This window comes from Cellvibrio sp. ATLC23, from assembly GCF_057196725.1.
The window spans coordinates 1-19038 of sequence record NZ_JBXUOS010000003.1; the positions used below are offsets into that span (position 1 = coordinate 1).

Genomic DNA, 19038 nt, shown 5'->3' on the forward strand with positions numbered 1-19038 from the left:
TTGCCTAAATCGATACCGAGTAAGGTGATGTTGGACATGAGATGGCTCCTCTTGAAGATTACCTCCCAAGTTTAGACTTCGGAGGGAGGGGAACCATCTCATTAAACCCGCACGAGGCGGGTTCTTCACAACATCTAACTGGCTATTAATAAAATATTAGCCTGCAGATCTCGCTTTGAATGCACGTACAACCTCATTGAAATCATCTGCAATTTGTTTCAAATCATCCAACTCTTTCTTCTCAGATGAACGCGGCAAGCCAGCGCACCCCAAGTAAGCTTCTACACTTTTGATATAAGCTTTCATATCATTGTTAGCCTTTACCATTTGTGCGGTAACCACGGTGGCTGCATCGGGAATTTCTGGTTTAGCTGCAGGCTTTTCGCAAGCGGCTGTTGCCATTGAGGTAGCCAAGCATGATGCAAAAAAAGTAGCGGCAATAACAAACGACTTCATGGAATTTCCTCTTAACAAAAGAACAAGATTAAAAAATCGATAACACAAATCAAAAAAAAACCTTACAAAAATATTAAACCCGGAAGCGCCCGACCAACTCAGCCATTCGCGCAGCCATTTCAGCTAGATTGCCAGTGTTAGTGGTAATACGGCTGGAGCTTTCTGCAGTGTGAGTGGCGACAGATGAAATGCGATCAATATTGGTTTCAATTTGGCGGGTAGCTGCACTTTGCTGCTCAGAAGCAGCGGCAATCTGATTCGTTCTATCGCGAATAACACTTACAATTTCAGTGATGCGCTCCAGCGCATGACTCGCATCATTCGCTTGTACTACAGCGGTATCGGCCTGATTAGTTCCTGCCGCCATCATCTCTACCGCCTCATGCGAACCGGACTGCAAACGCTCAATCATTTCGCGAATCTCAGTGGTAGATGTTTGAGTTTTGGAGGCAAGCGTACGCACTTCATCAGCTACTACCGCAAAGCCGCGCCCTTGCTCACCAGCGCGCGCTGCTTCAATTGCCGCATTTAAGGCAAGCAGATTCGTTTGTTCGGCAATACCGCGAATCACATCCAACACCGAGCCAATACTGACGGTTTCTTTGCGCAAACGATCAATCACATCCGCTGCGGTTTTAATGTCACCGGACAAGTGAGTAATTTGCCCCATGGTATTCACTACCAGCGTTTTACCCGAGGCAGCTGCGCTATCGGCCTGAGAGGATTTATCCGCAGTTTCAGTCACACTGATGGTGACATTTTGCACTACGCCAGCCATTTCTTTTACCGCGCCAACGATATGTTCAATCTCAGTTTGCTGAGTGCGAATTTCACGCTCGTTGTCGCGCGACATTTGCGACAGATGTACCGCGTTATCACTCACCTCACGTGCAGTCTGCGCAACGCTGGAAATAATCGATTGCAAACGCTCCACAAATTGATTGAAACAACGCGCCAATTCCGACACTTCATCATTACCGGTTACCGGCAATCGACGCGTTAAATCCCCCTCGCCCTGGGCGATATCACGCAGCGCGGTCACCACATCATTAACCGGGCGCACAATGCTTAATTGCACCGCATAAGCAAGTGACGCCGCCACCAAACTGATGACCAATATCAGGCCTAACGCCGAAAAAATCGCTGAGGTAATAATGGCATCGACCTCAGACATATCCACACGCAAACTGATCGCGCCTATATCCGCTCCATCAGCTTTAATACCTTCCGTAATAACCAATAACCTGCCATTGGTTTGAATACCAGTCGCACGCGGACCGCCTGACAATTCACGCGGAATTGTTTTTGAATCCGTATTTTTTTCGTACCAGGCGAACGGGGTTTTGTTGTTATAAACCACTGCACTCAACACCCGCGGACTTACCCGCAAAGCACCCAGCGAAGCGCCAACAGTCGCACTATCATCAAACGTCATAGCACCAATACTTGCTTCACCTAAAACTTGTGCCAAGGTGCGCGTATCCTCAATGATTGCCGCCTCGGTTGTTGCAATGCCCGAACGAACAGTAACTAACGTGGTTACAACAACAGCGGCGATACAGGTCAAGGTAACGCTGAGCAAAATCTTCCATTTAAGTGATAAATTTTTCACTTACACCTCGGTTTGAGACAAATAAAATAACGAAAAACAGTGTGTGATGCCGGTCACAATTTGCGCGCTAGATTAGCAGATGGTCGCTTAAATACATCTTTTATTATTCCATTATTAGAATGATGCGCAATAAATTTGCAGAAATTTAATTATTCTGGAATAAGGTGCAGTGATTTGAACAAAAACATGACGCTAACAAAACCCAACAACAAAAGAAGATTTAAATCGACAGAATCTTGGCGGCCAATCAATTGCGGTGTGCATAAGTTAACTGCACCAATCAAAAATCAACAACATTACCGCCCTAAAAATCGCGCTCCGCAACCCTGTGTGGCACCTAAATGACTATAGGCAGAGATAGCTATTTATGCAGAATATTTGCAGGTGAATTTAACTAAAAATTACACTTATGTACGCGCAACAAGCAGTAAAAAAAATCCACTCACCGTGCGGCGGAGAGTGGATTTTGTTAACGGAAAAACAAGAAGTAAACGCAGGTCGTCTACAACTAGTCAATCATCGATGGCTTGCCAAATACCGGCATGCCCTGCTCGTTCCAACGCAGAGGTTTTACAAAGGTATGGCGGTCAGGATTCCACAATGGATCGCCTTCTATCTCCGTATAAGTGCGCGCGTGATAAACCAACATCACCGTATCGCCATCTTCCGCGTAGGTGAAACTATTGTGGCCCGGGCCAAAAATTTTATTGGGGATATCCGAGCAGAGCACTGGCTCCTTCGATTTAATCCAGCTGGCAGGATCTAACAAATCGGCATTTTCATCCGCCCACAATAAACCCATCGCATAATTTTCATCGGTAGCGCTGGCAGAGTAGCTGATAAAAATGTTGCCATTGCGTTTTAATACTGAGGCGCCTTCGTTCACCCAAAAGCCGCGAATTTCCCACTCGAATTCCGGTTTGGTTAACATCACCGGCTCGCCTGCTAATTGCCAGGGGGTTTTCATCGGCGCGATATACAAATTGGAGTTGCCACGGATATTTACATCTTTTTGCGCCCACACATAATAGAGCACACTATTGTGGGTAAAGGTGGTCGCATCCAAACAAAAGGTATCTATACCGCTATCGATTTGGCCCATAAATTCCCACTCACCTTCAAGTGGATTTTCGTTTTTATTGCGCACGCAATACATGCGATGCTGAAACAAATCGAATTTAATTTCACGGCTGGGTGCTGCGGCAAAATATACATACCAGGCCGATTCGCCCGATTGTGGGTCTTGATTGAAATGAATTTCCGGCGCCCACAACAATTCACTGTAAGGCCCGGTTTTCGGTTTGTGCCATGCATCAACTGTGGGTGCCGCAGCTAATTCCGCAATAGTTTTAGCGCGACGTAATTCAATGCGGTCATACTGCGGCACAGAGGCGGTAAAATAATAATAGCCATCGGTATGTTTATAGATAAATGGATCGGCGCGCTGCGGGATCAGGGGTTTTAATAATTCACTCACAATTTCTCTCCAATATTTTTCAAAACGTAGTTCTTAGTGATCGACGCGTTTTTCATCGATCATAGTGCGATAGTAGTCATCTGAAATTTTATATTTAAACAAAATGAATCCTAAAAGCGCATGAAAGACACCCGGAATAATGGTGAGCATTAGCGCCAAACCATTCAGTGTTGCCGCGCTTTGCACTTCATTAGGAACATAGTTGAAATAGGCCAGCAATAGTCCGCCGGTCAAACCTGCCAAACCACCGCCCGCTTTTTGACAAAACGATATGCCGCCAAAAGATAAACCGGAGGCGCGCACACCGTCTTTAATCTCGCCGTAATCCACCGCCTCGGCGATCGCCGACCAAAATACCGGCGCGTGCAAATCCACCACAAACGACAGCAGGATGTACAGGATAAAGGCGAGCATTACATCGCCTGGTTGCACGGCGAAGTACATCGCAATCGAAATAATCAATACCGCAATCTGCGACCAGCGGAATAATTTAATTTTGCAAAAACGCTTGGTAATCCAGGTACTGGCCACCATCGCGACAATCGATGCGGCAATACCGGAACTAGCGAAATAACCGGCCAATTGTTCATCGCCTAAAAAATATTTAGCGTAATACAACGCAACGCTACCGCGAATTGCGTACCCCAAGGTTCCCAATACACAGGCCGCACACAGCAACAACCACTGATCATTTTTCAACAGGACTTTGAGCTGCACCAAAATGCTTTGCTGCTCCACGCGATGCTCAATACGCTCGCGTGTCGTGCCAAAACAAAATAGCATCAACACTACACCGCAAACAGACACCAGCGTCATAGCCAACTGATATCCCTTACCCAAATCACCGCCACCCCAGGCAGTGGCAAGTAACGGCACGGAAAAGACAATCGCGACATTGGCAATTTTTGCAAAAAACATACGATAGCCATTCGCCGACAAACGCTCTTTCGGGTCAGCCGTTAATACACCTATGTAGGAAATATAAGGAATGGCCACACCGGTAAACATTAACGTTGCAAATAAGTAAGTGGCGTAGGCCCAAACTAGCTTCATGTTGTAACTAAAATCAGGCGTAGTAAATAACAATACTATTGAAAAGCCATAGGGAATAGACAGATATAAAAACCAATGGCGGAAATTTCCCCAGCGGGTTTTTACGCGATCAGTAATGACCCCCATCAAGGGATCCGTAAAGGCATCGACAAAACGTGCAACGAGAAACAAGATGCCCATATCGACAGGATCAAGGCCAAACACATCGGTATAGTAAAACGACATAAAATAGAAAAGTGCCGCAACCATAACGTTAATGGCCATGTCGCCGGCACCAAACCCGACTTTTTCAACCACGCTTAATTTCTGTGACTGCATTATTATTTGACCTCGTATTTATATTTTTTTATGTGTAAAAAAAGCGGCATTACGCTATGAGTAAATGCCGCTTCCTTTATCTCTCACCGTTTTCGGTTTGTTCTTTCTTACTAACCTTTATTGCTAATCTTTCTTGCTGACTTTTATATTATTTTTTCTAACTGTTTTTAACGGGAGCTATAAAAAATAATCGTTTTCTACCGCGTGTACTAATAGCACATCAATTCCCGCCATACCTGCGCTTGCCGCTGCTTGCAAACCCAGTTTTGAATCTTCAAATACCACACATTGTTTTGGATCAACACCCAATAATTCTGCACAGCGCAAGAATGTGTCCGGTGCGGGTTTCGGATTTTGTACCTGATCAGCGCCTACAATGGCACTGACATATTTATCCAAGCCACAAATTTTCAAAATAGTTTCGGCTTCCTGTGTGTATGCACCTGTGCCAATCGCCATAGGTTTTATGCCGTGGTATTTCTGCGCCACTTCAAGAAGTGCAGTGGGCTTTACATACTTGTGCATATTGTCATGCACAACCTGCTCTTTAAAATCATTCATTTCATCGAGGCTGGCATCCACCTTGAGGTTGAATTTTTGCAACAGTATTTCAATAGTGCCTTTAGTGGGCACCCCTGCCAATGAACGCATCAAGGGGCGATCAATGGGAATACCGTATTTATTTAACATGGCGCTCCATGCAAACTCATGTAATTGGCCGCTATCTACCAGCGTGCCGTCCATATCAAAAATCAGTGCTGCGTAATGGTCGTACATCATTTACTCTCTTGTTTGCCATTGAAGGCAGAAATTAGAGCACAGATTCCGCTAAACCACACCCTGATTATGGGCGTGATAAATCACGCCCCTACAAATCGTCACTCCATTACATCGCGTTGCATTTATCGGGCATACATTGGGCGTGATAAATCACGCCCCTACAAACCGCGCAACCGTAGGGGCGCAATTTATTGCGCCCTATTTATTGCACCCTATTTATAGCGACCCATCTATTGCGCCCTGATTCATTACAGATGCAAACAGATTTAAGTCAAACGCCATCTTTCAAATGATAGTAAGCCGCGTTGTGGCGCAGTTCGGTTTTGAATGCGCGCACGGTGGTGTCTTCACCGATCACAACCGCTTCAATACCGGCCATTTCTGCATAGTCAACAATTTCATCTGCAGTGACACCTTGAGTGTAAGCACTGTGGTGCGCACCACCAGCTTGAATCCAGGCAGCAGCAGAAATTTCCAGGTTAGGGCGCGGTTCCCACAGGGCTTTAGCCACTGGCAACTTCGGCAATTCTTGCGGAGGATTTACTGTGTCAACTTCATTGATAATCACACGGAAACGGGTGCCTATATCGATCAAAGAAATACACAGCGCAGGGCCCGCTTTGCCGGTGAAAATCAAACGCGCAATGTCATTGCGGCAACCGATGGTGTGCAGGTGCACTTCCAATTTTGGTTTTGCCGCTGAAATACTTGGGCAAACTTCCAACATATGCGCGCCCAATACTTGGCCAACTGCACCAAAGTGATAGGTGTAGTCTTCCATAAAGGATGAACCACCCACGCGGCCTTTGGACATGACTTTACAGATGTGAACCATAGCGGCAGTTTTCCAATCGCCTTCACCGCCGTAACCAAAACCAGCCGCCATCAAACGTTGGGTTGCCAGACCCGGCAAGTTGGTTAAACCCGTCAGGTTTTCAAAGCAGTTGGTAAACGCACCAAACTCGCCATCAGTTAAAAATTTCAACATGCCCAGTTCCAAACGCGCTTCGTTTTTCAGCATTTGGTATTGATGCTCATCATCAAAAATACCCGGGTTTACATCGTATTCTTTTTTGTAGATTTCAATTTGCGCTGCAACTTGCTCATCGGTGACTGCATCAACCACTTTTTGCAAATCGCCCAAACCATAGGCATGAACTTCGTAACCAAATTTAATTTGCGCTGCAACTTTATCGCCATCGGTTACTGCCACTTGACGCATGTTGTCGCCAAAGCGCGCCACTTTCAGGTTTTGGCTGGCATACCAGCCCATTGCCACGCGGCACCAGCTGTCGATTTGTTTTTGTACGGATTCAGTTGCCCAGTGACCCACAACCACTTTGCGCTCTTGACGCAAACGCGTGCTCACATGACCAAACTCGCGGTCGCCGTGAGCCGACTGGTTGAGGTTCATAAAGTGCATGTTAATTTCTGCAAACGGCAGCTCTGCATTGAACTGGGTGTGCAAATGCATATAAGGCTTGCTCAATGCGCTTAACCCGGCGATCCACATTTTTGCGGGAGAGAAAGTGTGCATCCACAGAATCAAACCCACACAGTTGGGGTTGCTGTTAGCCGCTTGGCAGACCGCCAAAATTTCTTTCGGTGATTTAACCGTGTCTTGCGCAACAACCTTGATAGAAATGTTGGCAGACTCAGTTAAACCCGCTGCAATTTTTTGACTGTTCTCGGCGACTTGTTTTAATACGCCTGGACCATACAAATCTTGTGAACCGGTGACCAACCAGACTTCTTTATCGCCGTAGATTTTCATTTTGTTTTCCTCAGGAAATATTTTTTCAATTTTTGTGTCGGGTATCGCTGCGCTCCACCCAACCTACAATTTGCTACCGTAGGATGGGTGGAGTGCAACGATACCCATCAACGATATTGATCAGATTACTTTTGCCCGTAATAGGCATTTTTTCCGTGCTTGCGCAAATAATGTTTATCTACAATGCCCTGTTTTAACGGCGCAGTTTGTTGCTGTAAGGTTTTGGTTAAGTACGCCATGCGTGCAATTTCTTCCAGAATCACTGCGTGGTACACCGCATCCGCACCATTTTTACCCCAGGTAAAAGGCGCGTGACCGGCAACAATTACCATGGGTACTTCTGTTGGGCTGCGCGTTTTAAAACAATCGGTAATTTGCACACCGGTTTCTTCTTCGTAATCGCGTTCGATTTGTTCGTCGGTCATCACCGCTGTGCAAGGAATTTCGCCGTAGGCGTAATCTGCATGAGTGGTGCCGTAGCACGGAATCGCTTGCTGGGTTTGCGCCCAAGCAGTGGCATAAGTCGAATGAGTGTGAGTCACGCCACCGATACTTTCAAAATGACGATACAAATGGGTATGGGTTTTGGTGTCGGATGAAGGGCGCATCTTCCCTTCTACAATTTGGTTTTCCATATCCACGATCACAATATCGTCCGGCGTCATCACTTCATAAGCAACGCCGCTCGGTTTGATTGCAATCACACCTTTACTGCGATCAATTTGCGATACATTGCCCCAGGTATACACCACCAGATTGCGGCGGTTTAATTGCATATTGGCTTCGAAGACTTCGCGTTTTAATTCGATGTAGCTCATTAAGCCTTACCTCCAGCACTACCAACCTCAGCTTTTGATGCAGAGACAAATGCACCGAGTTTGAGGTACTTCTGATACAAGCCTTCATAATTTGCAGCAGCGGCAGCATTAGGCAGATAGGTTTTACACACGCTGGATGCCATCACTTTCTGCGCCGTTTCCACATTGGGATAAACGCCACCGGCAACCGCCGCAAAAATCGCCGCGCCCAGTGCACAGCTTTGTTCGCTCTCTAATACTTCGATCGGGCAGTTCCACACATCGGCACAGGTTTGCATGACAAAATCAGATTTTTTGGATATGCCGCCAATCGCTACTACCGAGTTGATCGCCACACCCTCCTGCTTAAATCGCTCAATAATAGCGCGCGCACCGTATGCAGTTGCTTCAACCAAAGCGCGAAAAATATGCGGCGCATCGCTGCCCATTTTTAATCCGGCAATCGCCATAGCAACCGATTGATCGGCATCCGGTGTGCGGCGGCCATTGACCCAGTCCAGCGCGGTAATACCCGTCTCACCAATCGCTAACTTGCTTGCGGCATTGCTTAATTCGATAAGCGTTTTATCTTCAATTTCTTGCGCGAGTTTTTGTTTGGTTTCTTCATCAAGCAGCGAAGAGTTTTGCAAAATATTGGCAACCGGCCAGTTCACCAGATTGCGGAACCATGCGTACAGATCGCCAAACGCAGACTGCCCTGCTTCCAAACCAACCAAGCCCGGTGTTACTGAACCATCAACCTGACCGCAAATTCCAGCGATGCATTTATCGCCAACATCCGCGTAAGTGGCGACGGTAATATCGCAAGTTGAGGTGCCCATAATTTTGGTGAGTACACCAGGTTTTACTTTGGCGGCGACGGCCCCCATATGGCAATCGAATGCAGAAAAACCTACCGGTGTATTAATTGGCAGACCAAGTTTGTCGGCCCATTTGGCAGTGAGGCCGCCACACACTTGATCAGAAGTAAAAGTTTCAGCCGGTAAACGATCGCGCAGACCATTTAATAAAGGATCGATACCCGCAAAAAAATCATTGGGTGGATAACCGCCCCAGCTTTCATGCCACATTAATTTGTGGCCTGTAGCGCAGCGCCCCATGCGCAATTGGCTCGGGTGGGTGGTGTCAGTCAAAACGGCTGACATCCAATCGCAATGCTCAACCCAGAGGTAGGCCGCTTTAGCAACGGCGGCATCTTCACGCAATACGTGCAGGGTTTTTGCCCAGAACCACTCGGACGAATAAATTCCACCCTCGTATTTCAAATAGTTCGTTGCTGATTTGTTAGCAGCCTCAGTAATTTCTTGTGCTTCTTTGATGGCTGTGTGGTCTTTCCACAAGACAAACATCGCATTCGGATTTTCAGCAAATTCCGGTTTTAGCGCGAGCGCCACACCTTCACGATCGACCGCCACCGGTGTAGAGCCAGTGGTATCAAAACTAATGCCGACAACTTGTTGTGCAGCGCCAGCGGGAGCCGCGCTCCACAAACCCCGCACCACTTGCTCAAGACTTTCCAAATAGTCGAGTGGATGCTGGCGAAATTGATCTTTCGCCGGAACGCAATACAAACCTTTTTTCCAGCGCGGGTAATACACCACATTGCTGGCCACTTCTTTACCAGTCAGGGCATCTACCAACAGAGCTCTGACAGAATCAGAACCATAGTCCAGCCCCAAGGCATAAGAGGTCATATATCCACCCATTTTTATACTATTGCCTCATTAGAGGATGTTAATATTGTATGACAATATTATTCAGATTAGAGAACCCCATGTCAATTGCTTTCACGGGGTTAAAGAGCGCCTGAACGTCTATTTCTTAGCGGGCTTTACAGCCTTGTTGGCCGTCACACCTTCGCTGGTCATGATGATACGTTTGATGGTGCCATCGGGGTTGTAGAACAACTCATCAATACTCACTGAACGGCGATATTGCCCGCCATCTGGACGCCCGGCTCCGGTGTGATAAATGAAGTAGTGTTTGCTGTTGAACTCGATAATCGCCTGATGATTGGTCGGCGTATTGCCCGCCACCTCATTCAAAATGCCCTTGTATTGCCAAGGCCCATTGATGCTCTTACTCATTGCGTAGCCGATTTTTTCGGGGAAACCCATGGCATAAGACAGGTAGAAGTTGTCTTTATGCTTATGGATCCAGATAGCTTCAGTGAAGTCGGGCAAACCTTTAATTTCCATAATCGGGCCGTCTAGCTCGATCATATTTTTCTTGAGCTTGGCGTAATAGGCCTTGCTATTACCCCAGAACAGATAGGCTTGGCCGTCATTGTCGATAAAAACGGAAGGATCTATATCGTCCCAATCGTTGGGTGTATCAGTCGTCATATCGTTAGTAATCAAAGCCTTGCCCAGTGCATCTTTAAAAGGCCCGAGCGGACTGTCGCCCACTGCGACCCCAATCGCAAAACCGGGCTTGGTGTCATTGTGGCGCGTGGTGATATACCAATAGAACTTGCCGTCGCGCTCAATAATCTGGCTCGCCCAGGCATCGCCTTTAGCCCATTTGAAATCTTTTACCCGCAGACGCGGACCATGGGATTCCCAATTGACCATGTCATCTGAGGAGTAGACCAACCAATCGTGCATCTCAAAAAATTTAGTGTTGTCTTTCGCTTCGTCATGCCCTGCATAGAGGTAGACCTTGCCGTTATGCACCATGGCCGCTGGGTCAGCGGTAAACACATCGGTAAAAATCGGGTTGGCGGCCTGCGCGCTTGCTGCAACAGCCGCTAAAGTCAGGACTAGGGGTTTGATTAAGCTTCGCATCTATACCTCTCTTATTCTCATCAACCAGCATATGCGCTGGGGTTGATTTATATTGATATTATAATACAATTAAATCAAGTCTTAACCGCGAAAAGTTTTATCAGTGTGTACCGATAGTGATGAATTATCCGTAAACCTGCGTAATTTGCATTGCTTCGGCCTAACGACACTCTTTATATTGTATGACTTTAAGAATAATTAACAGGCATGATGAGCACCGTGCCCAAATCTAACAAGTAGCACTACCCACGAGGACGCCCTATGAGAACCCTGTTTAAAACCCTCACGCTCGCCGCCGCTATCGGAATTAGCGCCACCGCCAATGCACTCACTGTGGGTTTCGCCCAAGTGGGTTCTGAATCCGGCTGGCGCACCAGCTTTTCTGAATCAGTAAAGGCAGAGGCGGAAAAACGCGGCATCACCCTGAAATTTTCTGATGCCCAGCAAAAACAGGAAAATCAAATTAAGGCGGTTCGAAGTTTTATTGCGCAGCGCGTGGATGCCATTTTAATTGCACCAGTAGTGGAAACCGGTTGGCAGCCGGTGTTGATGGAGGCCAAACGCGCGCGCATTCCAGTAGTGATTCTGGATCGCAACGTATCCGTTACCGATCAATCCCTCTACCTCACCCGTATCGCCCCGGATTTTGAATTGGAGGGCCAACGCGCAGCAAATTGGCTTACCGAAAAAACCCAAGGCAAGTGCTCGATTCTGGAACTGCAAGGCACTGTTGGATCAAGTGCTGCCATCGGCCGCATGAAGGGTTTTAACGAGACCATCGCAAAATTTCCGGAAACCAAAATTGTTCGCAGCCAAACTGCCGAATTTACCCGCTCTAAAGGTAAAGAGGTAATGGAAACCATGCTTAAGGCGGCCGGTGGCGGCAAAGACATTTGTGCAGTTTGGGCGCATAACGATGAAATGGCGCTGGGTGCAATTCAAGCTGTGCGCGAAGCGGGTTTGCAGCCGGGTAAAGATATTTTAATTGTATCGGTTGATGCAGTTGACGATGCGCTGAAAGCGATTGTCGCAGGCGATATTAATGTATCGGTAGAGTTAAGCCCGCATCTTGGTGGCCCTGCGTTTGATGTGATCAATGAATATCGCGACGGAAGAAAAGATTTCGATAAATGGATTCGTATGGGTGACGCGGTTTATACGCAGGAAAATGCGGCGGATGAATTGGCGAAGCGTGGTGCTAAATAATTTTTTGGCGCAAGGACACTAGCGAATAGGGTTGTGCGACTCGCCGTCAATACTTCCATGTAGGCTCGGGCACAGCATCCATGCTGTGCACGGTCGCCCAACCCTATTCGCTAGCATCCCGAAATAATGTGCTAATTCCTAAAACAAAGCGATTTTTAAAAATGAATACGACTCCTGTTTTACAACTCAAAGGAATCCACAAAATATTTCCCAGCGTCCACGCTTTAAAGGGTGTTGATTTCAATTTATACGCGGGAGAAATTCACGCATTACTTGGTGAAAATGGCGCGGGTAAATCAACACTGATCAAAGTGATGACCGGTGTTTACCAGCGCGATGGCGGTGAGATTTTATTAGAAGGAAAACCAATCATCCCCGGCAACACCGGCGACGCACAGGATCTCGGTATTAGCACTGTGTATCAGGAAGTAAACCTGTTGCCCAATCTCACGGTTGCGCAAAATATTTACCTCGGTCGCGAGCCCCGCCGTTTCGGTTTAATCAACTGGAATAAAGTGAATCGCGACGCGCAGGAATTATTAACAGGTTACGATCTGGATATAGACGTCACACTGCCTCTCTCACGTTACTCGATTGCGGTGCAGCAATTAATCGCCATCGCACGCGGCGTGGATATGTCTGCAAAAGTATTGATTCTGGATGAACCCACCGCGAGCCTCGATGCCGATGAAGTGCAATCACTGTTTCGTATCATGCGCGATTTAAAAGCGCGCGGCATAGGCATCGCGTTTGTGACGCACTTTCTCGATCAAGTCTATGCTGTGTGCGATCGCATTACCGTATTGCGCAGCGCGCAACTAGTCGGTGAATTTGAAACCGCCACCTTGTCGCGCAGTGAACTGATTGGCCATATGCTCGGCAAAGAGCTGGCCGAATTGGGCGAACACAAACCGCAAAGCAAATCCGAATGTGGCGATGCCTTGTTAGACGTTTCCGGAATCGCTCGCGCCGCTACTTTGTCGCCTACTGATATTCAAGTCTGCAAAGGTGAAGTGGTTGGCCTTGCCGGTTTACTCGGTTCCGGTCGCACGGAACTGTGCCGCTTGCTGTTTGGTGTTGATAAAAAACACGGCGGCACAGTGATGTTTAATGGCAAAGCCGTCAACTTTTCATCCCCGCGCGACGCAATTGATGCAGGCATAGGGCTATGCCCGGAAGACCGCAAACACGATGGCATTCTCGGCCAATTGTCTATTCGCGAAAACATGATTCTTGCCCGCCAGATCAAACAGGGGTGGTGGAAATTTATTTCGCGCAAAGAGCAGGAAGCTATCGCTAATCAATACGTAAAAGAATTGAGTATTGCGACCTCTGATATTGAAAAACCCATCGAACAATTAAGCGGCGGCAATCAACAAAAAGTGATTCTCGCGCGCTGGCTCGCAGCCAATCCATCGCTGTTAATTCTCGATGAACCTACGCGCGGAATTGATATTGGCGCTCACGCCGAAATTATTCGCTTGATCCGCAAACTGTGCGATCAAGGTTTGGCGCTAGTGGTTGCATCATCCGAATTGGAAGAATTGGTTGCCTTTAGCAGCAAAGTGATTGTATTGCGCGACCGCAATAAAGTTGCCGAGTTGGAAGGCAGCGATATTAATCCGCAACGCATTATGCAGGCGATTGCAGCGAGTTAAACAATAGTTAAATGGGAATCGTCATCCTCCGCAGTGGGGATCCATAAAAACAAAGAGAAGTTTATGAACCTAAGCAAAAATCCAAACTTGCGCCGCTATTTGTGGCCCTGCGCCGGTTTGCTGTTGTTATTGTTAATCAACGCCATCATCGCGCCGGAATTTTTTCATATTGAATTTAAAGACGGTCGTTTTTACGGCAGTGTCATTGATGTATTAAATCGCGCAGCACCGGTTGCGTTACTCGCCATAGGTATGGCGCTAGTGATTGCAACCGGCGGCGTAGATTTATCGGTTGGCTCGATCATGGCTATCGCCGGTGCTGCTAGCGCGTATTACATCACCAAGGGTGTTGATAACCTCGCGATTATTATCGGCGCCGGTTTGCTCGCCGGATTAATTGCCGGTGCAATCAACGGCTTTCTTGTCGGTTATATGAGCATCCAGCCCATTGTTGCCACATTAATTTTAATGGTTGCCGGGCGCGGCATTGCGCAATTAATGAATGAAGGTCAGATAGTCACGTTTGATCACGCGAGCTTTGCCTTTTTAGGCACCGGCGATTTTCTCGGTCTGCCCTTCCCCGTGGTGCTGGTAATTATCACTTTTATTATCGTGCAATTATTAACGCGCAAAACAGCGTTGGGTTTATACATTGAGGCGGTGGGTGCCAATCCATCGGCAAGCCATTACATGGGCTTGAATGCAAAAGCGATTAAAATGAGTGTATATTGTGTTGCGGGTTTGTGTGCAGCACTTGCCGGTATGATTGCCGCCGCTGACATTAAAGGTTCCGATGCTAACAATGCCGGTTTGTGGTTAGAACTGGATGCGATTCTCGCGGTAGTCATTGGTGGTGCATCACTAATGGGCGGACGCTTTTCGATTTTCCTCGCGGTGATTGGCGCGCTGATTATTCAAACGCTCAGCGTCACCATCATCCTCAGTGGCATTCCACCGAAATTTAATCTGCTGATCAAAGCCAGCGCGATTATTATCGTACTCCTAATGCAATCTCCTCGCTTTCAACAACAATTAAGCCAGTTAAATTTCTGGAGCAAAAAGAACAAGGAGATTAACCGTGCTTAATCCAAAATTTATTCCGCTCGCCGTCACCTGCTGTTTATTCTTTTTATTATTTGGCATTGGCGCCGTTCAATTTGAAGGCTTTGGTAGTTCGCGGGTATTGTTTAATTTGCTCAGCGATAATGCCTTTTTAATTATTGCCGCTGTTGGGATGACCTTTGTGATTCTATCGGGCGGCATCGATTTATCGGTCGGCGCAGTTATCGCATTAACTGGCGTAGTGTGCAGCGTATTAATCAGCCAATACCACTGGCATCCACTGGCGGTATTTCCCGTGGTATTAATTGGCGGCACAGCGTTTGGCGCAATCATGGGCGCGATTATTCACTACTACAAAATGCAACCGTTTATTGTCACACTCGCAGGAATGTTTTTTGCGCGCGGTTTGGCGAGTGTGATCAGCGAAGAGTCGATTCCCATCGAACACGAGTTTTACCATCAAGTAGCGGAGTTTGGTTTTATGCTCCCTGGCGATGCCTGGGTCGGCACCTCAACGATCATTTGTTTGTTGGTATTAGTCGCCGCAATTATCATCGCCCACTACACTCGCTTCGGCGGCCGCGTTTACGCCGTGGGTGGCGATGCAAATTCCGCTGCACTCATGGGTATTCCACTCGCACAAACCACCATTCGCATCTACGCCATCAGCGCCTTTCTCGCGACCCTCGCGGGCATCGTCTACTCCTTCTACACCTTCTCCGGCTATTCCCTCGCCGCCGTCGGCGTAGAGCTGGACGCAATCGCCGCAGTTGTTATAGGCGGCACACTATTAACCGGCGGCTACGGCTACATGTTCGGCACCCTCATGGGCGTGCTGATTATGGGTGTAGTACAAACCTATATTTCATTTGACGGAACGCTAAGCAGCTGGTGGACAAAAATTGTGATTGGATTATTACTCTTTTGTTTTATTGCATTACAGCAGTTGTTGGTGCGAAGTAAACCGAGATAATCATTTCAGGGCGGGATTCCTCACAACCCGCCCTGCTTCTTTTCACTCCTCGATTCCTTCTATTCCTCCCTTCTACCTCCGTTACAAATCACTGCACCTACCCAGAAGTTAGGCAAGATAATTGACTTCACCAAAGCAAAACAGGTAGTTTTGCGCAACTCCGTTTATAATGTTGTATCGATATCTCGCCAAGTCTATTTAGGAACAAATAGATCGCCACCGAACAAAGCTTTTCCTCATGAATCACTTTCAAACAGCGGAGAATAGCGTCGCTATACCACAAGGAACATATCACCATGCAATTAAATAAGCATGTTGGTCTCATGGCTGAATATAATCTAAGCATGAACCAGAAAGTTTACGCTGCGGCGGAAAAGTTATCCCCAGGTCAGCTGTATGAAAACTCTGATGCGTTTTTTGGTTCCGTATTTTGCACCCTGAATCATATTGCTGTTGGTGACGCTATATGGTTAAAACGACTGTCCACTACAATGCATTCACATACCGCGTTGGCACCAATTTGTGAGCTGCCAGTTCCAGAGTCGCTAGATTCAGTCCTTTTTGAAAGTCTTTCTGAATTAAAAGTTCGTCGTGACCTGCTCGATAACGCCTTTATAAATCTGGGAAAATCGATATCAGATGTGGAGCTGGCTTCATCCGTTAACTATAAAAACGTGAAAGGTGAATCATTTTCTAAAAATCTGTTTAGCTTATTAATGCATGTGTTTAATCATCAAACACACCATAGGGGTCAAGTTACTACATTGCTCTCACAGTTTGGTTTTGATTATGGAGCGACAGATCTTGTATTACTTATTCCAAACACATAGAAATCACGCAAATTAAAAGGAAACACAATGAAAGGAAGTTGCCTATGCGGCAGTATTGTTTATGAAGTAGAAGAGTTTGCTTCTGAAATAATGCACTGCGCCTGTAAAACTTGCAGAAAAGCACACGCCGCTGCTTTCAATACTGCTGCTGCGGTTGAAACAAGCAAATTCAAATGGCTCAACGGTGAGGACTTATTAAAATTCTATGAATCCTCACCCGGAAAATATAGGTATTTTTGCGGAAATTGCGGAAGCCAGCTTATTAAGAAAATCGAGGGCAGGAATCAAATAGTTCTGAGAGTAGGAACACTGGATGATGACCCACAAAAAATCCCGCAGACTTTTATATGGGCATCACATTCAGTTCCTTGGCTATCTCACGAAACACAACTTAAAGTATTTTCGGAGAGCGAAATAAAATAGATCTCCAACACTTGCTGCGGCAAAAAACTACACTTACCGTTAAAAAATAGAACTACTATTAACTACGCCCTAAGGAAGTTTCCGCTGATGTACCAACTATTCTATTACCCCGCAACGCCAGTTTCGCACCGCATATGCTGCTGGCGGAAATGCAATTGGATTATGAGTTGGTTCTGGTTGATAGGAAAACCGAGGCTCAGAAAAATCCAGAGTATTTAAAACTCAATCCCACCGGCAGAATTCCCACCTTGGTTTTTAATAGCGAGGCGATTTATGAAAGTGCAGCTATCTGTCTATTTTTGTGTGAACAGCACCCTGAAAAAAACCTGATGCCCGCGCTAGGTACAATTGCGCGGGCAAAATTTTACCAGTGGTTATTTTATTTAAATGCATCATTGCAACCGGAACTGATGGTGTATTTTTATCCGCAAAAACATACCTGCGATGAATCGGGTAACGCAGCGATAAAACAAGCGCAGCAACAGCGTATTGAAGAAATGCTTTCGCTGCTCGATAACGAACTGGAAAATAAAAAATATTTATTGGGCAACAACATTAGCGCCTGCGATTTTGTATTGTTTATGTTGTTGCATTGGGGCAGCGGATTGGATCGGCCACCGCTATCATTCCCGCATTTAGGCCGATTTTTACATGACATGGCCAAGCGAAAATCGGTAAGACAAGTTTGTACGGCAGAAGGAACTTCGCTGGATAGTTATCAATAAAAAAGGCATTTATCCACTTTTTTCGCCATGTTAGATTCCCCCCAGCGTAGGCCTGGTGGACTCATACGCAGCACTCAGCAACGAGCATTAGCCCCGGCACTTAATTGGGCAAGTTACCCTTTGTGACCTATACTCTGATTTTATCTCCACTCCTCCCACATATTTAACAGTCGACCGGACAAAGTAATGACTTCAGATAAACACTGCGGCCCTCAGGGTTGTGTGGAATGTACCAATGGCGAAGGGTTGGACTTTGAATTCACCATGGCGTTTCAACCCATTGTTAACGTCAATACCCAGAAGATTTTTGCCCATGAGGCGTTAGTCAGAGGCCTTAATAATGAAGGTGCTGGCCATGTTTTCAGCCATGTAAATGACGGTAATCGCTATAGATTTGATCAGGCATGCCGAACCACCGCAATTAAATTGGCGGCCGAGCTTGGTATGAAACCGCTTCTGAGTATTAATTTTATGCCTAACGCGGTTTATCGCCCTGAATTGTGTATTCGCACCACCCTATCCGCTGCCGAACGGTACGGATTTCCAATAGAGCAAATTATTTTTGAAATTACCGAAAGCGAAAAAGTAGAAGACCTTGGCCATCTACGTGAAATTGTTGAGTACTACCACAAACGCGGCTTTAAAACGGCAATCGATGATTTTGGTGCAGGCTATTCAGGCTTAAACCTACTTGCTGAAATTCAAACGGATATCATCAAACTGGATATGGCGCTGATTCGCAACATTGATACGCGCAGAGCCAACCAGGCTATTGTAAAAGGCATTATTCAAGTATGTGAAGATTTGGGTTCCGTCGTCATCGCCGAAGGAGTTGAAACCTACGAAGAACTCACCGCGCTACGCTCTTTAGGGATCGAATTGATACAGGGATTCTACCTTGCCAAACCCAGCTTTCAATCACTTGCAGAAATTTCACCTGGTGCAATTATATCCCCCGAAAATTAATGATAGTTTTTCACGACATAAAAAATATCACACTGGCAATTTAAATCTTATCGGACAGCGCCATTTTTCTGCGTGTCTGAGGCTAGCTAAACGTCATACTCCTGAAGAGGGTATGCTGGTA

General features: G+C 46.6%; 17 protein-coding genes. 8 read left to right on the forward strand and 9 right to left on the reverse strand.

The features are described 5' to 3' along the window. Positions 1 to 156: 156 nt before the first annotated feature. The 9 genes from AC2CG4_RS05630 to AC2CG4_RS05670 all read right to left on the reverse strand — a co-directional run bounded on the left by AC2CG4_RS05630 (position 157) and on the right by AC2CG4_RS05670 (position 11074). Positions 157 to 456, reverse strand: a complete 300-nt coding sequence (locus AC2CG4_RS05630; RefSeq protein WP_484485311.1) for a hypothetical protein — start codon at positions 454 to 456, stop codon at positions 157 to 159. Between the two features lie 73 nt (positions 457 to 529). Next, positions 530 to 2068 (reverse strand): methyl-accepting chemotaxis protein, encoded by a 1539-nt coding sequence (locus AC2CG4_RS05635; protein ID WP_484485312.1) that lies wholly within the window; start codon positions 2066 to 2068, stop codon positions 530 to 532. Positions 2069 to 2576: 508 nt separating this feature from the next. Then, positions 2577 to 3545: a glycoside hydrolase family 43 protein gene (locus tag AC2CG4_RS05640; protein ID WP_484485313.1), complete on the reverse strand. Its 969-nt coding sequence runs from the start codon at positions 3543 to 3545 to the stop codon at positions 2577 to 2579. A 33-nt stretch (positions 3546 to 3578) separates the two neighbouring features. Beyond that, positions 3579 to 4916, reverse strand: a complete 1338-nt coding sequence (locus AC2CG4_RS05645; RefSeq protein WP_484485314.1) for an MFS transporter — start codon at positions 4914 to 4916, stop codon at positions 3579 to 3581. A gap of 177 nt (positions 4917 to 5093) precedes the next feature. Continuing rightward, on the reverse strand, positions 5094 to 5696 hold the full coding sequence (locus tag AC2CG4_RS05650) for a beta-phosphoglucomutase family hydrolase (RefSeq protein ID WP_484485315.1): 603 nt from the start codon (positions 5694 to 5696) through the stop codon (positions 5094 to 5096). A gap of 271 nt (positions 5697 to 5967) precedes the next feature. After that, entirely contained in the window at positions 5968 to 7470 is a 1503-nt protein-coding gene (araA, locus tag AC2CG4_RS05655) for an L-arabinose isomerase (protein WP_484485316.1), read from the reverse strand. Between the two features lie 125 nt (positions 7471 to 7595). Then, positions 7596 to 8288, reverse strand: coding sequence for an L-ribulose-5-phosphate 4-epimerase (locus tag AC2CG4_RS05660; RefSeq protein WP_484485317.1), 693 nt, complete (start codon positions 8286 to 8288; stop codon positions 7596 to 7598). After that, entirely contained in the window at positions 8288 to 9982 is a 1695-nt protein-coding gene (locus AC2CG4_RS05665; RefSeq protein ID WP_484485318.1) for a ribulokinase, read from the reverse strand. Before AC2CG4_RS05665 ends, AC2CG4_RS05660 begins: the two co-directional genes overlap by 1 nt. A gap of 120 nt (positions 9983 to 10102) precedes the next feature. Next, complete coding sequence (locus AC2CG4_RS05670; RefSeq protein ID WP_484485319.1) at positions 10103 to 11074, reverse strand: glycoside hydrolase family 43 protein; 972 nt, start codon at positions 11072 to 11074, stop codon at positions 10103 to 10105. 261 nt (positions 11075 to 11335) lie between these two features. Between AC2CG4_RS05670 and AC2CG4_RS05675 the strand changes: the two genes are divergently transcribed. The 8 genes from AC2CG4_RS05675 to AC2CG4_RS05710 all read left to right on the forward strand — a co-directional run bounded on the left by AC2CG4_RS05675 (position 11336) and on the right by AC2CG4_RS05710 (position 18917). After that, positions 11336 to 12280 (forward strand): ABC transporter substrate-binding protein, encoded by a 945-nt coding sequence (locus tag AC2CG4_RS05675; RefSeq protein WP_484485320.1) that lies wholly within the window; start codon positions 11336 to 11338, stop codon positions 12278 to 12280. A 161-nt stretch (positions 12281 to 12441) separates the two neighbouring features. Further along, positions 12442 to 13938 carry a sugar ABC transporter ATP-binding protein gene (locus AC2CG4_RS05680; protein WP_484485321.1) on the forward strand — a complete coding sequence of 499 codons (1497 nt, stop codon included), beginning with the start codon at positions 12442 to 12444 and terminating at the stop codon, positions 13936 to 13938. Between the two features lie 63 nt (positions 13939 to 14001). Next, positions 14002 to 15024 (forward strand): ABC transporter permease, encoded by a 1023-nt coding sequence (locus tag AC2CG4_RS05685; protein ID WP_484485322.1) that lies wholly within the window; start codon positions 14002 to 14004, stop codon positions 15022 to 15024. Then, positions 15017 to 15973, forward strand: a complete 957-nt coding sequence (yjfF, locus tag AC2CG4_RS05690; RefSeq protein WP_484485323.1) for a galactofuranose ABC transporter, permease protein YjfF — start codon at positions 15017 to 15019, stop codon at positions 15971 to 15973. Before AC2CG4_RS05685 ends, yjfF begins: the two co-directional genes overlap by 8 nt. Positions 15974 to 16269: 296 nt before the next feature. Next, complete coding sequence (locus AC2CG4_RS05695) at positions 16270 to 16803, forward strand: DinB family protein (RefSeq protein WP_484485324.1); 534 nt, start codon at positions 16270 to 16272, stop codon at positions 16801 to 16803. A 27-nt stretch (positions 16804 to 16830) separates the two neighbouring features. Continuing rightward, positions 16831 to 17226: a GFA family protein gene (locus AC2CG4_RS05700; RefSeq protein ID WP_484485325.1), complete on the forward strand. Its 396-nt coding sequence runs from the start codon at positions 16831 to 16833 to the stop codon at positions 17224 to 17226. Positions 17227 to 17375: 149 nt separating this feature from the next. Continuing rightward, positions 17376 to 17951: a glutathione S-transferase family protein gene (locus tag AC2CG4_RS05705; RefSeq protein WP_484485326.1), complete on the forward strand. Its 576-nt coding sequence runs from the start codon at positions 17376 to 17378 to the stop codon at positions 17949 to 17951. A 186-nt stretch (positions 17952 to 18137) separates the two neighbouring features. After that, positions 18138 to 18917, forward strand: coding sequence for an EAL domain-containing protein (locus tag AC2CG4_RS05710; protein WP_484485327.1), 780 nt, complete (start codon positions 18138 to 18140; stop codon positions 18915 to 18917). The last annotated feature ends 121 nt before the right edge of the window (positions 18918 to 19038 follow it).